This is a genomic window from Shewanella eurypsychrophilus, from assembly GCF_007004545.3.
Lineage (GTDB): Bacteria > Pseudomonadota > Gammaproteobacteria > Enterobacterales > Shewanellaceae > Shewanella > Shewanella eurypsychrophilus.
The window spans coordinates 5,710,168-5,729,208 of sequence record NZ_CP045503.2 but is presented as its reverse complement, the minus strand read 5'-3'; the positions used below and the strand labels follow the sequence as shown (position 1 = coordinate 5,729,208).

At 45.2% G+C, this 19,041-nt stretch carries 18 protein-coding genes; 11 read left to right on the top strand and 7 right to left on the bottom strand.

Annotated elements, in window-relative coordinates:
* Positions 1–54: 54 nt before the first annotated feature.
* Complete coding sequence (locus FM038_RS24695; RefSeq protein WP_142873351.1) at positions 55–618, bottom strand: chorismate--pyruvate lyase family protein; 564 nt, start codon at positions 616–618, stop codon at positions 55–57.
* 101 nt (positions 619–719) lie between these two features.
* Here FM038_RS24695 and FM038_RS24690 point away from each other — a divergent pair, with 101 nt between their 5' ends.
* Positions 720–1,175 (top strand): flagellar basal body-associated protein FliL, encoded by a 456-nt coding sequence (locus FM038_RS24690; RefSeq protein ID WP_223292964.1) that lies wholly within the window; start codon positions 720–722, stop codon positions 1,173–1,175.
* A 69-nt stretch (positions 1,176–1,244) separates the two neighbouring features.
* Complete coding sequence (gene rlmF, locus FM038_RS24685) at positions 1,245–2,507, top strand: 23S rRNA (adenine(1618)-N(6))-methyltransferase RlmF (RefSeq protein ID WP_142873352.1); 1,263 nt, start codon at positions 1,245–1,247, stop codon at positions 2,505–2,507.
* Between the two features lie 234 nt (positions 2,508–2,741).
* Here rlmF and FM038_RS24680 read toward each other — a convergent pair whose 3' ends face one another.
* The 4 genes from FM038_RS24680 to FM038_RS24665 form a co-directional block, all read right to left on the bottom strand.
* Positions 2,742–3,512, bottom strand: a complete 771-nt coding sequence (locus tag FM038_RS24680) for an outer membrane protein OmpK (protein WP_142873353.1) — start codon at positions 3,510–3,512, stop codon at positions 2,742–2,744.
* Between the two features lie 48 nt (positions 3,513–3,560).
* Positions 3,561–5,339: an aryl-sulfate sulfotransferase gene (locus FM038_RS24675; protein WP_142873354.1), complete on the bottom strand. Its 1,779-nt coding sequence runs from the start codon at positions 5,337–5,339 to the stop codon at positions 3,561–3,563.
* A 175-nt stretch (positions 5,340–5,514) separates the two neighbouring features.
* Positions 5,515–6,129 (bottom strand): disulfide bond formation protein B, encoded by a 615-nt coding sequence (locus FM038_RS24670; RefSeq protein ID WP_142873355.1) that lies wholly within the window; start codon positions 6,127–6,129, stop codon positions 5,515–5,517.
* Between the two features lies 1 nt (position 6,130).
* Positions 6,131–6,739 carry a thioredoxin domain-containing protein gene (locus tag FM038_RS24665; protein WP_185965805.1) on the bottom strand — a complete coding sequence of 203 codons (609 nt, stop codon included), beginning with the start codon at positions 6,737–6,739 and terminating at the stop codon, positions 6,131–6,133.
* A 225-nt stretch (positions 6,740–6,964) separates the two neighbouring features.
* Here FM038_RS24665 and FM038_RS24660 point away from each other — a divergent pair, with 225 nt between their 5' ends.
* From FM038_RS24660 to FM038_RS24650, 3 genes are all read left to right on the top strand, one after another.
* Positions 6,965–7,726, top strand: coding sequence for a TetR/AcrR family transcriptional regulator (locus FM038_RS24660; RefSeq protein WP_142873357.1), 762 nt, complete (start codon positions 6,965–6,967; stop codon positions 7,724–7,726).
* A 341-nt stretch (positions 7,727–8,067) separates the two neighbouring features.
* Positions 8,068–8,541 (top strand): MAPEG family protein, encoded by a 474-nt coding sequence (locus FM038_RS24655; RefSeq protein ID WP_199242719.1) that lies wholly within the window; start codon positions 8,068–8,070, stop codon positions 8,539–8,541.
* Positions 8,542–8,631: 90 nt separating this feature from the next.
* Positions 8,632–9,417, top strand: a complete 786-nt coding sequence (locus FM038_RS24650) for a hypothetical protein (protein ID WP_142873358.1) — start codon at positions 8,632–8,634, stop codon at positions 9,415–9,417.
* A 491-nt stretch (positions 9,418–9,908) separates the two neighbouring features.
* Here the strand turns inward: FM038_RS24650 and FM038_RS24645 are convergent, their stop codons facing one another.
* Positions 9,909–10,814: a helix-turn-helix transcriptional regulator gene (locus tag FM038_RS24645; protein ID WP_142873569.1), complete on the bottom strand. Its 906-nt coding sequence runs from the start codon at positions 10,812–10,814 to the stop codon at positions 9,909–9,911.
* A gap of 66 nt (positions 10,815–10,880) precedes the next feature.
* Positions 10,881–11,720, bottom strand: a complete 840-nt coding sequence (locus tag FM038_RS24640; protein WP_142873570.1) for a formate dehydrogenase accessory sulfurtransferase FdhD — start codon at positions 11,718–11,720, stop codon at positions 10,881–10,883.
* Between the two features lie 359 nt (positions 11,721–12,079).
* Here FM038_RS24640 and FM038_RS24635 point away from each other — a divergent pair, with 359 nt between their 5' ends.
* The 6 genes from FM038_RS24635 to FM038_RS24610 all read left to right on the top strand — a co-directional run bounded on the left by FM038_RS24635 (position 12,080) and on the right by FM038_RS24610 (position 19,033).
* Positions 12,080–12,559: a DUF3305 domain-containing protein gene (locus FM038_RS24635; RefSeq protein ID WP_142873359.1), complete on the top strand. Its 480-nt coding sequence runs from the start codon at positions 12,080–12,082 to the stop codon at positions 12,557–12,559.
* Entirely contained in the window at positions 12,549–13,178 is a 630-nt protein-coding gene (locus FM038_RS24630) for a DUF3306 domain-containing protein (protein ID WP_142873360.1), read from the top strand. Before FM038_RS24635 ends, FM038_RS24630 begins: the two co-directional genes overlap by 11 nt.
* Before the next feature lie 205 nt (positions 13,179–13,383).
* The gene (locus FM038_RS24625) at positions 13,384–15,069 is read left to right on the top strand and encodes a 4Fe-4S binding protein (RefSeq protein WP_142873361.1); all 1,686 of its coding nucleotides are present in this window, start codon (positions 13,384–13,386) and stop codon (positions 15,067–15,069) included.
* Between the two features lie 10 nt (positions 15,070–15,079).
* On the top strand, positions 15,080–15,766 hold the full coding sequence (locus FM038_RS24620) for a TorD/DmsD family molecular chaperone (protein ID WP_142873362.1): 687 nt from the start codon (positions 15,080–15,082) through the stop codon (positions 15,764–15,766).
* 153 nt (positions 15,767–15,919) lie between these two features.
* Entirely contained in the window at positions 15,920–16,120 is a 201-nt protein-coding gene (locus tag FM038_RS24615) for a twin-arginine translocation signal domain-containing protein (protein WP_142873363.1), read from the top strand.
* A gap of 63 nt (positions 16,121–16,183) precedes the next feature.
* Positions 16,184–19,033: a formate dehydrogenase subunit alpha gene (locus FM038_RS24610; protein ID WP_142873364.1), complete on the top strand. Its 2,850-nt coding sequence runs from the start codon at positions 16,184–16,186 to the stop codon at positions 19,031–19,033.
* Positions 19,034–19,041: the final 8 nt, after the last annotated feature.

Below are 19,041 nucleotides of genomic sequence, written 5' to 3'. Positions count from 1 at the left end.
ACGCCCTGATGGGCGTTTTTGTTTTCTGAGGATTAACTTTAATAAAAAATAAAATTACATCTGCTCTATGAGTTGGCGCGCAGCAGGTAAAAAGGTTTCACTGACGATGAGCTCTGTATCGTTATAGGAGAAATAGCGACGACGCCCCCATAGCTCCTTTGTGACGGCTTGATCAAGGGTTTTCAGCAAATTTGCGAGTTGCTTACAAGGAGTAAAGTGGGCAATTTCAATTTTACCTGGGGTAAAATCATCAGTAGTAAAAAGCAGTTCTCCTAATGGTCGAGTACCGAGGGAGAGAAAGTCTGCTTGTTTCATATCGAGTAAATTAGCTGGGATAAGAGTACGGGCAAAAATCCAAGGCACATCGTCGAGACAGAGTAAGACTTCACGTACCCAAGCCTGTCTCTGGTTAGGGAATTCGCCATTAAAAGGGGTGATAGTGCCCTCTCCGAGTACTTTTACTTCGAACTTGGTACAGTGAGAACGTAATTTTTGGGTTAAACTTCCTGAAGAAAGTAACCATTTACTTAATGGGGAATCGGGGAGTTCGGCGATTTTATCTGGCGAAAACCATTGAATTGATTCACCATAGGGGAAGCTTAACCTAGTCACACTCATCTATTTCTCGGTACTATACTGGCTGTCAAACAGCTGCAGTCTACCATGTCGCTATGCGATAGTCAGAAAGATTAGTGGGCACAAAGGAGACACATTTCTATATGAAAAGGTTCGATATGACATCAGGCTATTTAACAAGGATTGCTAGCTTATTACTCATCGCTGCCATGAGCACTGTGAGCTTAGGTGCCTATGCCGAAGATGAAGAAAACGAAGAGAAACAAGAGATAATCGATACTTATGCCTATTATGGGTTCGAACCTGATCTGATCACTAATTACATTCCTACTGGTAAGAAACTGGGTTTTGTACGCATAGGCATAGAGTTGATGGTCAAGGACCCTGATGATTTATTGGCATTAGAGCACCATGATCCACTGCTGCGTGCAGCATTATTAGAGATCATGGGCAGTCAGACGTCCGATAAGGTTAAGTCGTTGACTGGGCGTGAAGAGATCCGCCGTGAATGCTACGACACGCTTAATCGGCTTATAGAGCAAGAAACAGGTAAGTCGATGATCGTTAATCTATTATTTACTAAGTATCTGTACGATTAATTAATCCTATTAAATTTATTTTACTTATTTATGCCCGCCGTTAATGCATGAGTTAACGGCTGAGATCCTATGACAAAATCAACGTCAAACCAGCCAGCTAAATCGAATGTCAGCGCTAAGACTCATTCTAAACTCAAGAGCGCTAAGAGTGCTTCGGTTCAACGCAAGCCACCCAAATCGTCTCATACCAAGTCTAGCTCTCACAAACAGCAAGTTCGACGAGGTGAGCAGGGTTTAAAACCTGCAAAGGTTACCGATAAGAAAGGTCTGCATCAGAGAAACCTGCATAAAGACGGCTATGACTTTGACAGACTGATTGAAGCGAGTCCGGAGTTAAAGGAGTTTGTAAGGCCTAACCCTTATGGCAATCTTTCTATCGACTTTGCTGACCCACAAGCGGTTAAAGCACTCAATTTGGCCCTGCTTAAGGCGGATTACCAAATTACCTTTTGGGATATACCCCAAGGATTTCTCTGTCCGCCCATTCCTGGCCGTGTCGATTATATTCATTATCTGGCAGATCTGCTTGCCGGAAATATTCAGCAAGAAAGCCAAGAATCATCAGTTGGAAGCCAAAATGGACAAAATGTCCCCAGGGTAAATGATGCGTTTACTCAAGCGGTAGCCACAACGCACAAAATCCCCACAGGCCCTAAAATTAAGGCGTTAGATATCGGCACGGGCGCTAACGGTGTGTATCCGATTTTAGGCATTCAAGCTTATGGTTGGCAGTTTACCGCCAGTGATGTTGACCCGCTTTCTCTTGCTAATGTGGAAGTCATTATCAGCGGCAATCCAAGTTTGCAGAAGAAATTTAAAACTCGCCTGCAAACCGATCATCAAAAAGTATTTGCTGGAATTATTCAGCCCGAAGATCGCTTTGATATCACTCTATGCAACCCTCCTTTTCACTCATCACTGGCTGAAGCGAGTGCAGGCAGTGAGCGTAAACTTAACAACTTGGCTGCTAACCGTGCAGCTAAAGGACACGAGCCTAAGCCTGCAAAGTCCACAGTCAGCAAAGACAAGCAAAGCACCAAGGGGCTTAACTTCGGTGGCCAGAAAGCCGAACTCTGGTGTGACGGCGGTGAGAAGCAGTTTCTGCTCAATATGATCCGCGAGAGCGCTGACTTTAAGACCCAATGCCTATGGTTTACCAGCCTAGTATCGAAGAAAGAAAACCTAAAACCTAGCTACGCCGCCCTCGAAAAAGCAGGCGCGGTTACGGTTAAGACTATAGATATGGCCCAAGGCAATAAGCTTACAAGAGTGCTGGCTTGGAGTTACCTCACGCCCAAACAGCAGGCGTTATGGGCCAAATACCGTAGCTAAGAGTCGGGGTTGAGTGGGTTCTTAATCTTTGAATGGTTTATTATTAAACTTCGCTTACTCATTTAAAAGAATGGACGTCGTGGAGTTCTATTCCCTTCTTAATTGCTGGGGGACTACGCGCTGAAGTAGCATAGATAATATGGCCACATAGTTAGAGATTGATATTGTGGTCTCATTATAGTTCACTCAAGTAGAGTGTCGCGCCTATGGGAGCACCGAGACGCGACAGTCACTCTAGAACGAGTAACTAACCTCCGCAAAAAGTAGGCCGCCAGTATCCTTCAGACCTCCCCAGTTATCACGATATTTATATACTAGCTCAGTCGTAAAACCTAACGGCAGTTTATAGACTGCGCCTACAGCCGCCTGAAAGCCTGTATCGTCGTACCCTAAAGCTTGGTGTTCCTCACTACGGTTGAATTGCCCTTCATAGTAGAGCTTTGCAGATAGCTCTTTTGTCATCGGCATCCCTAGTTGCAGGACTAATGCGTACCCAGACATCGAAGCGAAAGAGTACCCATTAGCAGGGCCTTGGCTCATGTGGCCATACGCATACTGTGCGCCTAAACCTACAGTACCTTTGACAGGGCCAAGACCTACATCGTAAGAAGCTCCTAGATATAGGTTCTCCTCGAAAGTAGCTTGATTACCGATAGTGAATGACTGTATCCACAGATTAAATGGAGTGTCACCTATATTCTTATCGACCTTCATCCATGCTTTAGTGGTTACATAGGACTCACCGTTGCCAGCCTCGGCACCTTCAGCAAAGTTTTCGAATTTCAGCCAGCCAATCGCGGAGCCCCAGTCGGCAACCGTTACGCTTGCTACGCGAGCAAATATCTGATCCTGTTGTGTAGGATTATTGTCAGCTGCATCACCGACAAGAGCTTCATACCCAGTGCTTACCATAGTCTTCTGAACAAACACCTCAGCTTGAGCCATCGACGAGGCACACGCACAAGCTAATAAGGTCGGTACTGCTATTTTTAGTAATTTATTCATTATAAAAACCTTATAGAAAGGGGCTAGAAAGCCCCTTGCAATATTGATTTACTTACCGAATTGGCTAGTCGGATTAACGATGATTGCTCTGTAGTGAGGTGTGTTAGCTTTTTCTGATAAGACATCAATCTCAACCATAACCTGCTTGGTATCGTGGTCGATTTCGTTGATCTTACCGATAGTTCTAGCCCCAGGTACTGTCAAGTGAACTGAACCACCGAAGCCGAACATAGTGTTGCGGTCTGCCATATATTCAACATTAGAGGTGATAGGACTGTACCAGTCGAATCCACGTTCCTTACCGTAAGACCACACCTGCTCAACCGTCATATTGTCAGTATTGACCTTATATTCGACAAATCGGGTGTACTTCATCTCTTGCATTGGAGGTTGGTCATGGGCGCGGCCGTCGCCATTATCGAGTACCGTTACGTTACCGTTGGTTTCATTAAGCCATGCAGTATGCTGCGTGTAAGACCAATCGAAGTCGCCTTCACAAACACCCTTGTCGGTACACGTTATTTTCTTGCCATTCTCATCGACAGGAGTAAGAAGCTTCTTAGAAAGCTCTTTGTTCCAACCCTCATGAGGCGCTAGGATCCAGATGACCTCTTTGTCACGACCAACCTTGGCAACGCCCTGATGGCGGAATGACAGGATGATAGAGTCATCGCTCGGATCATATTCAATTGAGTTTACGTGAGCCCAGTTACGTCCAGCACCAATGCCAGGAATATCGCCATAAGGGGCATCGACCTTCATTTCGCCGGCCTTTTGGCCCATATGATCCATATCGACGTTCAGACATACCGCACCCATATCAAGCGCAGATAGCAGCGCGTCGCGATTAGGATCGAGGATTTCTGTTAGGTTCCAGACATCAACCAAATTTCCGTCGGCGTCTATCTCTAAGATATGGTCACGTACAGTGTGGACGGTATCACCATGCTTGTTCACATAGTTAGCCTTGGCGGCACGCACTAAGCTATGGCCGTTAGGCATGATGTTATGCTCATGAGAAGCATCGATATAGCCGCGTGGTAGGCGCTTAGTTTCAATCTGGCCTAGTAGGTTAAACGTACCGTAACGCTGACCAGCTACGAATGTAATATCGCCGTTACCTGTGTCATGAAGGCCCATTAGGTAACCGCGCTTGTTGATATCTAAGTTAGTCGCATCATAGGTGGCATCCTGATCGAGCCACCAACGAATTTCACCTTGAGTATCAGTTACATAGTTGATTGGAGGCATTTCGAAAGGTAGTGCCCCCATCGCTGGCGAACCTGCGAAGAGGCTGGCATCTTTAGACTTCTGACCTGACCAATGTAGGTCTGATCCCTGATGGTTATAGGTCGAGCTATTTACTAAGTACAGACGATCTTCGAAGCCAGAAGCAACCTTCTTAACTTGGATCTCCTGCATCGTCGTTATATTTCGGTTATCCATGTACTTGTTAGTGATTGTGCCAGTCAAAACCTTATAGTTCTCAGATACCTTCTTACCGTCTAACTTATAGGTCACTTTTACGGTGTTGCTGTAGTCAGCATATAGGCCGAAGACTGGGATACCATCGTGGGTATTAAGAGTCTGTGGACCCACTGGATAAGTGATGTCTACACCTTTACGGCCTTTACCTTTTACGGTGACAACTACGTTCGTCGGTCTCTTGCTTTTCAGGTCAATCAACGCCGTTAATGGAGATGTCCCATATGGATCCACTAGCACCGCGCCCAGCTCTCCCGCTGCTGGTGCTGGCTTAAAGCCTGCTGCTGATGCACCTAGAGATACTGCCGCTATGGCCGTTGCTATCATCGTCTTCTTAATCATTCTTATCATCCTTCGGGATCTAACCCGTATTTTTTAGTTTTAACCTATAAAACGACAAACTGACTTGTCATTTATTTCTATGTATTCAGTTAAATAGACGGTCACAATTAAACATGTAATACGCCCATCTTCATGCTCAGCAAGGTCGGGAATGCTAGTACTGCAATGAGCTTTTTTATCTGTTCTTTTCCCTTAGTGTTTTAGTGATAAACGCAATGGTTAGAGGAAGGGCGCAGGCTATGAATACTGTGTAAGAGATGATGCAGTATTGAGCCATGTTAAGACCGAGAAGAGTCCAATCGTCCTCTCCGCAGATGCCTGATGGTGCGAACTCAAATGGCAGCCACTCATGAAGTGGTAATCCAAGTGGGAATGTAGGTTCTAGGGAGCACGCATTAGCGCCCTGGCCTGATTGGAATAGGTCCAGACCAGCATCCGCTGCGTGGCTTGAGACGTGTTGGCCAGCCAATATTATTGCCTTATCTAGGCCGTAGACGATGCCATACCAGGCAAGCGCCAGGCCTAGAATCTTAATCATCTTGTTCTTCGGTGTGATAACCATCAGTACACCAGCGATCAGGATGCAGAACTGGCTGAAGCGGATGTATACGCAGTTTTCACAAGGGTCCATCTCAAGAAACACCTGGAAGAAACCCATCGCCGAACCGAGAAGGAATACGCACGCACCAGCCATTACTGCCCAGACTGCACGGCCTTCTTGCGTCTGCTCTAACGTGAGTAGCGGATAAGCTTTAAGGTCTGCGAACCACTGTTTTAAGTTGTTCAGCATGTTATTCCCCTAGGTACTGCTCAATTGCACTATCGAGAGCCTTGAGAGACCCAACTGTCTTGGTATCAATCATCTTGTTACCGTTAACGACGATGGCTGGGATACCCTTTTTCTTGGCGATGGTCAGAGCGATCGTTCTGTCGTATGCCAGCTTGTCTTGTGCTTTGTCGGTATGAAGCGCCTTCTTGAATTCAGCTTGAGACATTCCCGCAGCCTTCATCCCGATAGCTGCTAAGTCGCCCTTAATAGCGCCTGAACCTTTCACATTCTTTAACTTTTGGTCATGGACGGCCGCATACATAGCCAGCTTGGCTGCCTTGTACTTCTTATGGCTAAGTACCTGTGCGGCGGCTAGAACCTCGCAGGACTCCACACCAAGCGCCCCTTTGTTTTCCAAGCAGATGGCCTGAAAAGTAGTCCCTGAAGGTAGGTTCTTTATTAGATTCGGCGTAACAGCCTTTTCGTATTTATAACAAAACGGACAGTAGACGGAATAAACCTTCTGAACGGTGTTATCTAGTGATGGCGTATCCAGTTCAATGATGTCCACAGCTGATGCGGAGAACGTGATGAACATTGCGGCGGCTAGTGTGAGTAGTTTGGTTTTCATGTGCCCTTCGATGTATTTACTTTGTCTGGAGGGCATATTAGCCAATCGAAAAAACGGTCGTTGTGAGAAATGACGCTATAAATGAGAACATTTTGTTCTCATTTTCGAGGAGGTAAATCACATATTTAACCTCTTAACAACGAGGCTCACGATTCAGATATATTCTGGCTATGGGAAAGGATTTTTTGTGTAACCATCTAGATTGATAAAGTTATAAGGGACTTTATGAACAATGACTTAAGTAAGTACGATAGGGTTAGGTCCGCTATTCTCGAGGAGGCTGAGAAGTCTGTTATTGAGAAGGGATTATGTTCGTTTAGAATGTCTTCTCTCGCAGAACTGGTTGGTTGCTCCAAGAAAACACTCTATGGTTTCTTTAAATCTAAAGAGGACATCATAGCCGCACTGTTTACTAAGTCGGTAACTGACAGTATTCATCATTATGAGCAGATCATATCCCAGAAACATCTCTCCTCGAGGGAGAAGATCCTCTATATATTGATGTATGAAAACATTAAGTGCTGGAATTCTAGCAAAGGTGATCTCTGTATTAATTTCTTAGGCGTCAATCCCCATATTTACGAGCATGCAGGGCAAGAGATAGAGGGTGATATTAATGTGGTGTTTATGAAAATAAAGACTCAGGTCGAGGATGTGTGGAGGTCGGCCTTAAGAAGTGGAGAGCTTAATGCCAGTAAACAAGAGATACAGGAATGTATCTTCCATATAAGGCTAGTAGAGCGAGGTGGGATAGTCGTGGGGCAGAACAGGTTCTTACGACAGAATGGGCATAATTGCAGATTGAGATCTATATATAACCTCTTATGCTCAATCCTAGATCTGCTCGACTGGAGGCTTGATACTAAGTGTGACTCGTATGATGGGATGATTCAGGATGTCTCATGCATAACAGGGGTGTCTATAGGTGATGACTCGCTTAACTGCAGGACAGCGTATGATACTCTTAATGATACTCTAGATATCTAGGTATAACGGACTCCATATCATTATCGATATGGAGTCTACTCTCACCGCGTTTGAGTTAGCTGGATTGACTCACCCGAAGATACGGGTTGTAGCCATTTTAGATAAGTGATTGCACCACTCATCGGCTTATTCAGCCGTTATTTTTCATTCTAGCAATGACATTGGTAGCATATATAAGGTTCTCATCTTGCTGTTATCTATCGCTTCCAGCAAAGAGTGTGAATTCTTTACTTTGTTCAGTTTTGGGAAGAAAAGGAAGGAGTGGGTATGGCGTTGTCTGTTAAGCAGTTTGGGGTGTTTAAGGGGATGGCTGCAGCTATGGGGCTGTTGTCGTTATTGCGATGGGGATTGTTTTTGACCCTTTCTCTTATGCGCAAATAGAGGACACAGGTAATAAGCTAGCTGTGCTGGGGCAATCGTTGATCTTGCCTGTGGTTTTTCTTATTGCATCTATTGGCCGCTTGGCAAAATACCGCTTCTTTAGCCCCGAAGATATCGATGGCTGCGCCTTATCGAATGCGAGCCATGAAGCGAGTGTGTTGCAGAGCTTGCTGCAAAATACCCTAGAGCAGTTGTTGATGACAGTCATGGTTTACAGCATCTGGACATTCACCATGCCCACAGCCTGGTTTTCAGTGCTTCCCCTCTGTTCGCTACTGTTTGCCATCGGCCGCATTGCCTTCTTCAAAGGTTATGCCCATGGCGCACCAGCCAGAGCCTTTGGTTTTGCCTTAACCTTCTACCCAAGTGTGTTACTGATGATCACGATTGTTATCTATCAATTGGCTGGCCTAGTTGGTTTGTCGCTAAGTTGAGTATTGATAACAAGGAATATGGTTGGTATGCTGTTTATTAACAGTAGGTTACAGTAACTTAATTCTCAGAGTATATTTAAAGAGGAATTGATGAACAAAAATGCTATGAAGGTAATAGATGTAGTTCTTTTAGGATGTATAGCTCTGCTTTCTATTTCTGTTTTACTTAGCTCCATGTTAATCGTTTTTTCAGAAAAAGAGCTTGTTTTTGATTTTACTTCCGCTGGTTTTTCATTTTTTCTTACTTTGTATTCTTTCCCTATAAAACTACTTTCTGCTGCAGTCGCTGTTTTCTCTATTTGGGCTGTAGTGAAAAATATACATAGAACGAGATTAGCATTTATTTATGGTCAGTTAACAAATGAACTGTTTCGCTGTGAAGACGAAATTAAGGACATTCTAGCTAAGAAAATAGCTCCTAAAGATGTGATAGTTGTATTACAAAATAAACTATCACATCACGCGAACTTAGGTGCTGCATGCGATTATTTTAGTCGATGTGCTAATCCTGAACTCTCGATAGACGAATTTATTTCCCATTTAACAAAGCTTGGGATCAAGGAGTCTGATGGAGTCTATCGTACAATGACACAAAATTTAACACTTCGGCTAACACGTTACTCTTTAGCTTTGCTGGAATTGAGTGAGATGTCTGAGGATAAAATGTTCGTTAAATATTATGCTAATAAATATATTTCATTGATGATTGATTTACATCACTACAAGGCTGAAATGGATATAAACCTTGTGCACATATGTTTTCAACTATCATCAGTTCAAGCAAGTTTTGATTATGACTTTAAAAAAATTAATGGTGCTGGCCATATTTTGATCGCGAAAGAATTTCAAAAGCTGGTTGAAACACAAAAAGTATAACTCAGTGTCATTACGGCTGCGAGCTTCCAAAACATGGCCGATAATGTTTCAGACATAGAAGACTATGCACGGCACACATGGCAGGTGATAGGTTACAAAAAGGGTCATGTACAAATTGACCCAATCAAATACTTCAAAAGCTAGACGCTAGAAAGTGATTTCAGTAATCGTTAACAATTCAGTTAATAGTGCCAAGTCGAAGAGATTGATAACCCGGTGTAGATGCGGCTGCGAGCTTCGATTTCAGGGATGAAATCGTAGAGCCCACAAGGATGTGTTCACGGCGTCTCGCAGAAGTGTCTGCACTTAAGCCCACGGCAGGTGATAGATAAAAGTAAGGTTATGATTTTATCATCGCTTATTAAGTACCGAAAATGCTTCGATTGAAAGCAAAGGACAAAAAGGGTCAATGTTCACATCGACCCAATTAAATAGCCATAAAGTCAGACGCTAACAGAAGTTACTTAGAAAATTGTTAACTGACAATCCGATTACGAAGGATTCCAAAGCAACTTGCCACAATCCGTCAGATCATAACCGCCTAACGTTGCGGCCAACTGCCTAGTCTGAGTGCTCGAAATCATATCGAACAGATGCTGCAGCTGGCGCCTGAAGTAGATCCCCTGTGGCATCACGAAATCGAATGACTCAGTGATCAGAGGTACGAAGCATAGGCCACTCTCCATCGCGACAGACTGACAGCCGAAACCGATATCGGCATCACCGCGGGCGATGTAGGCAGCGAGTTCTCGTTCGCTGTAGGCGGTGACATTGGCATTAAGGTGAGACAAAGCCGCGCCCTGTTTCATTAACCAATGCTCAAGGTGCTGCTGGCTGCCTGCGCCAGCTTGCCTGTCTGCCCAACGTAGCGGAAGGGAAATGATCTTGTCCTCTTCTTGGCAGAGTTGGTGCATCTCAGCACGCATCATCAAGCCTTGTTTACGTGTGTAGCCGTGGATCATCACCCATTGTAGATGGTTGGGATAACCCTTTAGCAGAGCTGGATGACGAATATTACGTTCTTCGACACTGCCCCAGTGCAAGGTACAAACATCGGCATAGCCACGGGACAATAAGTCCAATCCCATGCGAGATCCGGTGGAGCTATAGCTGATCAGATCGCTTTTACCTATCTGAGTCATCAGCCGAGAGACCAGCATAGATAATAGTGGGTCATCACTGCCGGTGATGTGCATCCTGTCTGACAGCATGCCGCTATGACAGGAGTCCATCACCCAGCGATCGATCAATATCTTAGGAAAAAGCCACTTGCCGGTCACTTTTGTGGCGGGAAGAATGCGGTCGTTCGCCATGGCATAGACCTTTTTTTCGTTAAGGTCTAAATACTCAGCGACCTGTTTGGCGCTCATGTAGACGAGTTTACTCGGCTCTGTCATTGCTGTTTCCATTAAGTGCTAACCTTGGCTTTATTTTTAGCCAATAGGTATCAAAAATTATTGTTTTTACTGTTTTTCAGGTCGCTTTGGCGGTATTGCATCTAACTCTACATTGTCGGCACCATTGTAGATAAGAAAGTGCTTACCCTTAGCACGGGCAATCATGGTGATCCCCAGCTGCTGCGCCAGCTCTAGCCCCATCTGAGTTGCACCACTGCGGGATAACAACACTGGAATGCCCATCTTGGCGACTTTTATCACCATTTCAGAGGTGAGACGGCCCGTTGTGTAGAAGAGTTTGTCTTCACCAACAGTCTCTTTTAACCACATTTCACCGGCTAAGGTGTCTACCGCATTATGACGGCCAACATCCTCGACGAAATCGACGATCTGATCGCCACGACATAAACCACAACCGTGTACCGCGCCGGCATTCTTATAGGTTTCATTATACTCGCTGATATTTTTTAGCAGACTGTATATGGTGCTCTGTTTGATTTGTGGTGTTGGTAGATTAATCTCATCGAGACCATCCATAAAACCGCCATAAACAGTCCCTTGACCGCAACCCGAGGTGACGGTTTTTTCCGATAGTTTTTCATCTAAATCGGCGGTGCTTTCTTTGGTGATAATCGCAGCTGAACTGACTTCCCAGTCGACAATCACAGATTCAAGCTTTTCTAGCTCAGAGATAAAGCCTTGATTTTTAAGATAACCAAGGGCCAGTGCTTCGGCTCTAGCACCTAAGGTCATTAAGGTGACAATCGGCTGCCAGTTAAGGTAGACGGTCAATGGTCGCTCGCAGGCGATATGCTTGTCTACCAATTCACCGCTTTCATTAATTGCTTTAACGGCAATGGTTAACGGCACCTCAGTGGCTGTTTTTATCAAGGTTGGCTTGTGCATGCTCAAGGTTTATCACTCATCATTAAAAATTGGCTCATTCAGCTTAGCAATTATTGTACCTAGACGCTGAACCCTTGGATGAATGCGTGATCTCTCTCATTACGGACTGCTAAAATGCCCATTTATGTCCTACTTAATCTGCTGGCGTGGACAAAATGTCCTACTCTTAGTGTGGAATTGATGATCTAGCTCAAATTACTATTAATATTTCGCTGGCACAAATATTGCTTTGTTAATGGGTATTAGTAGATATCTAAGTAGATATTGAACGAGTATTCAAGCAAACATTGCTAAGAACTCGCTATCAGCCTGGGGCGTTATCGAATAGACAAGCCCGCTATAAGTAAGGTGGAGACTGAATGAAACATACCGAAAGCGAATGGCCCATGCATGTTTCTCTTAAGAGAATCGAAAAGTTAGTCGGGCGCTGGACCTCAGTGAGCTGGGAGTTAGATCAAATCTTACCCGCGACCCATGAAGCCCCAGAAAACTCAAAAATCGTGCTACTCGAGTTACATAAAGATGAGCGAGCAAGCTATCGATTAAACCTAGATATGGACAACGCCATGTTGTACATAGTGTGTGACGAACTCGAAGATGGTACTTGGGTGCCTGCAATGATCTCTGCCGACCAAAATGTCGCAGCAGGATGTCTCGAAGGTGATACACCTGTTTTGAATCTACCCATGCCAAAAGCGCTCGCTTGTTGGATCGAAGCCTTTATTACTCGTCATGGTGAAGTGGAGATATGTGCGCATCGTCGTAAGCATGTTAATCGCCGTAAGAATGAAGGACCAAGTGCAAACAGAATTTTGAGTAGAGCAGCTAATGAGCGATAAATCGAGCGGATTACTATCTCGTTGGAATCAACGTCGTCAACAAGTTGAAGACGAAAGATTGGCCGAAGAAAATGCCACAGCGAGAACACAGGCTGAAACAGATGAGCAAGCGTTTAGTGAGCTAGAGGTTGCTCAATCTCAGCAAGAGCAATCGTCTGAGACCGCTGAAGACGGCAAGGTACTGACGGCAGAAGACCTGCCAGATCCGGACAAAATTGAAGTGGGTGGCAGTTTTGCTAGCTTTATGGGGGCCAATGTGGACCCAACAGCTAAAGCTGCAGCCTTAAAAGCCTTATGGAAGCAGCCGCAATATAACGAGATCGACGGCTTGCTTGAGTATGCTCTTGATTACAGCAATCAACCTAAGCTCAGTGCTGAGCAGTCGGCTGAGATTGCTAAAAAAATCTTCCGTCATGTGATTAAGAAAGAGGAAGAGGAAAAAGAGCAAGATCTGGCCAATGAGGCTGCCAAGAGTGATAGCGACATAGCGTCAAATACTCAGTTAGATGAGACCAATTTAAATAGTGAAGCACCTGAGGACATTTTGGACATCGAAAATGATGACATGCCCCAAAATGCACCAGATTCCGAAGGTGAGACAAAGGAAGCGGTCGTTTAACGTCATTTTAGAGAAGTTTAATAACCACAGAATTGGTATGTGAATTGCTAATTACTTTAGCTATAAAGCGAAAGAGTTTAGCAATAATCGGTATGAAACCTTGGCCCTGATGAAGCCAAAGGGTTGAACATGAAACGCTAACCGACATGTAATAAGAGTATAGCGATCAGCCGATGGCAACAGCCAAACTGTTCAGGAACGCAACGTGAGCATAAATTTGAAAAATGATCCCCAAGTTGAACTTCAAGGAGTTCGGCAGCAAGTGTTGGCGAATACTCAGGTGCTGCAAAACCTGATCCCGCCAACCGTCAGCTACACCACTGAGGGCAATGTACTCGTTATTGGGCCAGAAGATCTGGCTCGTTTAGCGGCGGGTAAATTGTCAAATATGGGCAAGCTTGCCATTCTGGCCAATGAGTCAATTACCAGCCAAGATGAAGACCATCTTGAAAAAGTAATGACTGCTGCCGAAGATGTTGAGAGCTTCTATAACAAGCTTATCGAGATTAAAGGTTTTCTTGGACAGTTCCAGGTTAAAGTCGATTCAGGCAATGATACTGATGACACTGCAACTGACTTGAGCTTAGTGGCGATTCGCAAAGCGCACTTCGATCTTATTTTAGACTTGAGTCAGTCTCCTTGTATCAACTTAGAAATGTTACCACCTGGCTACTTCTACGTAGGTCAGGACGAAGCTAAGCTGGCTGATGCTATTAGTCAGCTGCCTGACTTGATTGGTGAGTTTGATAAGCCACGCTACGTAAAAGTGAACAGCGAAATCTGTGCCCATACCCGTAACGGTATCGATGGCTGTAACCGTTGTTTAAACTTCTGTCCAGCCGATGCGATTCAAAGCATCGATAAGATGATCGAGATTGACCCTTATCTTTGTCATGGTGCGGGTAGTTGTACTAATGCCTGTCCTACAGGCGCCATCAGCTATGACTTGCCTACGCCACAAGCGATGCATTCATACCTACACAAGCTAGTCACCCGTTTCAGAGAGCAGGCACAAGTCGCTCCAGTGATTCTGTTTCATGATGAAGCTAACGGTGCGGCACTGATAACCAATGACTTACCTGGCGCCATTATTCCGGTCGCTATGGAAGAGATCACGGTTGCTAGTATTGACCATTGGATGTCGTCACTCGCATGGGGAGCACGCCAAATATTAGTGCTTAACACTGCAGCGACAGCGCCAACCTTGACGCAAATGCTACAAGGCGAGCTAAAGCTAGCTAATGACATTCTTAATGAGATGGGCCAGCCACAGCGGATCACTCTGATTGATGAATCGAGTATCAATTCTCTAACAGATTTAATCGCTATCAGCTCAGATTGGCCGGTGATTGTACCCGGTGAATTTGCTTCGACGACTAAGCGTAATACCTTGTACGCAGCGATTGATCACTTAAATGAGCAAGCGGCTTCAGTAGAGGGCTGTTTGACTCAAAGTAACCTGCCTTACGGTAAAGTCAGCGTTAATTCTGACAGCTGTACCTTATGTCTCTCTTGTGTGTCGACCTGTCCAACACAAGCTTTGACCGATGGCGGTGATAAACCAGCATTAAACTTCCTTGAGCAAGATTGTGTGCAATGTGGATTGTGTGAAAAAGCCTGTCCTGAGAATGCCATCAGTCTGACCTCGCAGATGAATTTCGATAAAGAAGAGCGCCAAGCCTGTAAAACCTTGAAAGAAGAGGAACCATTCGATTGCATTCGTTGTGGAACTCCTTTTGCGACAAAATCTATGATTGAGCGCATGCAAGCAGTGATCGGCGGACATAGCGCATTTAGCGCTAACACTGAGCGATTAGAGATGTGTAGTGACTGCCGCGTGAAAGATATGTTTGAAGACATCCTTCAAGACCCAGAAAAGCAATTGCGATAAGAGTGTAGCTATGACCGAATTAGTAAGAGAAGTATCAGAAAACGATCAGTTAAGAGCCGACATCTATCAGCTATTGGCTGCGCTACTACGTAGCCAACCAAGCGCAGAGTTATTGCAGTTTCTTGCCAACCTTGAACTGGATGTCAGTGACGCTAGCGAGATGACCAAGGCGTGGTCAGCGATCAAGCTAGCCTCAAATCAATTCACGAGTGCACAGTTAGAAGAGGAATATTTCAATATCTTCTACGGTGTAGGTAGCGGTGAAATTATGCCGTATGCCAGCTGGTTTATGACAGGTTCATTGATGGATAAGCCGCTGGCTATGTTGCGTCAGGACCTGATGCAGCTTGGTTTCGAACGCGAAGAGAATGTCAAAGAGCCTGAAGATCATGTTGCTGCACTTTGTGAAGTGATGGGCTGTTTGATCCTTGAAGCGCCTGGCTATCGTCAGCTTGGTTTTTATCAGCGTCATATCAGTAGCTGGATAGCACGTTTCTGCACCACATTAGCCGACACACCCAGTGCGGCATTTTATGCGACAGTTGCCCAGTTAGCGAAAGCCTTCTTTGAGGCAGAAGCTAACGAATTTGAACAGTTACAGCTAGATATTCCTGTTAATTGTCCTGGTTCTGAGGCGGTAAACACTGAAGTGGAAAAGAGTGAAGTTGAATCTAGCAAGCAAGAACTCGCGTCGTAAGCTGCGAGTTTGAGTCACTAAATCATGTCAGTCTGCTCGAGTGTCAATATGTCGAGCGGATAGACAAGAAAACTGAAGGTCAAACTTCAAAAATAGTCGGGTCATCAAATTGTTGACCCAAATTTAAACACCGAGTGAAAACTAGGAGACACTATGAAGAAGCAAGCTTCCGATATGGGTCGTCGCCAATTGCTAAAGGCTTTAGCAGTAGGTAGTGCGGCTGGAGCAGTTGCTACTGTCAGTGGTCAAGCGCTAGCGGCATCAGCGGATGTAGTACCTACTACAGCTAAAAATGACGGCTACCAAGAGACTGACCATGTACGCAGCTACTACGCATCTTTGCGTGGTAAGTAATAGTAGCTTTTTGATCTGATAAATAATTTATCAATATTAAATCAATAAGATTAGGAGTGTGTGATGCGACTAACTCGCAATACAGGCCAGGTAAAAACGGCTAGCAAGCCAGCCTTAGGTCTAAACCGTCGTCAGTTCCTTCAGTCTGCAGGTCTTGCAACTGGTGGAATTGCAGCGGTATCAATGCTTGGCGCAGGTATGATGCGTAAAGCTGAAGCTAAAGAGGTGCCTCATAATGCACCGACTGAAGTAAAGCGTACTATTTGTTCTCACTGTTCAGTGGGTTGTGGTATCTATGCTGAAGTTCAAAATGGTGTGTGGACAGGACAAGAGCCTGCATTCGATCACCCATTTAACGCTGGTGGTCACTGTGCGAAAGGTGCTTCACTACGTGAGCACGGTCATGGTGAGAAGCGTCTTAAATATCCAATGAAGCTGGAAGGCGGCAAGTGGAAGAAGATCTCTTGGGATCAAGCGATTGAAGAAGTAGGCGATAAGGCATTGCAGATCCGCAAGGAATCTGGTCCTGATTCGGTATTCTTCATGGGTAGTGCTAAGTTCTCAAACGAGCAAGCTTACATGTACCGTAAATTCGCAGCGATGTGGGGTACTAACAATATCGATCACTCAGCTCGAATCTGTCACTCTACCACTGTAGCCGGTGTTGCAAACACTTGGGGCTATGGTGCGCAAACTAACTCTTTCAACGATATGCGTAACTCTAAGGTAATGATGTTCATTGGGTCTAACCCATGTGAAGCTCACCCTGTTGCGATGCAGCATATTTTAGAAGGTAAAGAACGCGGTGCGAAAATCATCGTTGTTGATCCACGTTTCACCCGTACAGCAGCTAAGTCTGATGAGTACGTGCATATTCGCCCAGGTACAGATATTCCTTATATCTATGGTCTACTTTGGCATATATTCGAAAACAAGTGGGAAGATCAAACCTTTATCGACCAACGTGTATACGGCATGGAAAGAATCCGTGAAGAGGTCGCAAAATGGACTCCAGCAGAAGTTGAGCATGTAGCTGGCGTACCTGGTGCTCAGATGCGCCGCGTCGCTAAGATGCTTGCTGAAACTAAGCCTGGTACCGTTGTTTGGTGTATGGGTGGTACTCAGCATCACGTCGGTAATGCCAACACTCGTGCCTACTGTATCCTTCAGCTTGCTCTAGGTAACATGGGTGTGTCTGGTGGTGGTACTAACATCTTCCGTGGTCACGATAACGTACAGGGCGCAACCGATTTCGGTCTGCTATTTGATACCTTACCTGGTTATTACGGTCTTAAGACTGGTTCTTGGAAGCACTGGTGTAATGTATGGGATCTGGATTACGAGTGGGTTAAGAACCGTTTCGACCAAGAAGAACATCTAGGTCAGGTTCCGATGAACTCAACCGGTATTCCATGTTCTCGCTGGCATGATGGTGTACTAGAAGACAAGTCTAAGATTGCTCAGAAAGACAATATTCGTATGGCGTTCTTCTGGGGACAATCGGTCAACACTGAGACTCGTGGTCGTGAAGTGCGTGAAGCACTGGATAAGATGGACACGGTAGTGGTTGTCGATCCATACCCAACAATGGCGGGTGTTATGCACACGCGTACAGACGGTGTATATCTGCTTCCTGCTGCTACTCAGTTCGAAACTTATGGTTCTATTTCTGCTTCAAACCGTTCACTACAGTGGCGTTCACAGGTTATCGAACCATTGTTCGAATCTAAGCCTGATCACGTCATCATGTACAAGCTGGCGAAGAAATGGGGCATTGAGAAAGAGTTCTGTAAGCATATCAAGGTAAATGGCGATGAGCCGTTGATCGAAGATATGACCCGCGAATTCAACCGTGGTATGTGGACTATTGGTTACACAGGCCAAAGCCCAGAGCGTTTGAAGATGCACCAGGAAAACTGGGGCACCTTCGATATTAACTCACTCGAAGCGCCAGGCGGTCCAGCTAAAGGCGAGACCTATGGTCTACCTTGGCCTTGTTGGGGAACACCTGAGATGAAGCATCCAGGTTCTCAAATCCTCTACCGCACAGGTCGTGAAGTGAAGAACGGTGGTGGTAACTTCCGTGCTCGTTACGGTGTTGAACACAACGGTAACAATATTCTGGCTGAAGGTTCTTACTCTAAAGGCAGTGAGATTCAAGATGGTTACCCAGAGTTTACCGCTGATATGCTTAAGCAACTTGGCTGGTGGGATGACCTTACAGCTGAAGAGAAGAAGCATGCTGATGGTAAAAACTGGAAGACAGACATCTCTGGTGGTATCCAGCGCGTAGCGATTGCACATGGCTGTATGCCTTACGGTAACGCCAAAGCACGTTGTATCGTTTGGAACTTCCCTGATGATATCCCATTGCACCGTGAGCCGCTTTATACGCCACGTCGCGATTTGGTCTCTAAGTATCCAACTTACGAAGATCGTATGGTTGCACGTCTTCCTACCCTGTATAGAACTATTCAGGAAAAGGACTTCGCCAAAGACTTCCCTATTGCACTGACCTCTGGTCGTCTAGTGGAATATGAAGGTGGTGGTGAAGAGACCCGCTCTAACCCTTGGCTTGCTGAGCTTCAGCAAGAGATGTTTATCGAGATCAGCCCAGGTGATGCTGCTGACCGCGGTTTACGTGATGGCGACGATGTTTGGGTTCACAGTCCTGAAGGTGCCAAGATTAAAGTTAAGGCTATGGTAACTCCACGCGTCATTAATGGTGAGTGCTTCATGCCATACCATTTCGCTGGTGTATTCGAAGGTGAAAGCCTAGAGAAGAATTACCCTAAAGGTACAGTACCTTACGTTATTGGCGAATCAGCCAACACAGTACTGACCTACGGTTATGATGTGGTAACGCAGATGCAAGAAACAAAAGCATCACTTTGCCAGATCACTAAAGCCTAACTTAACTT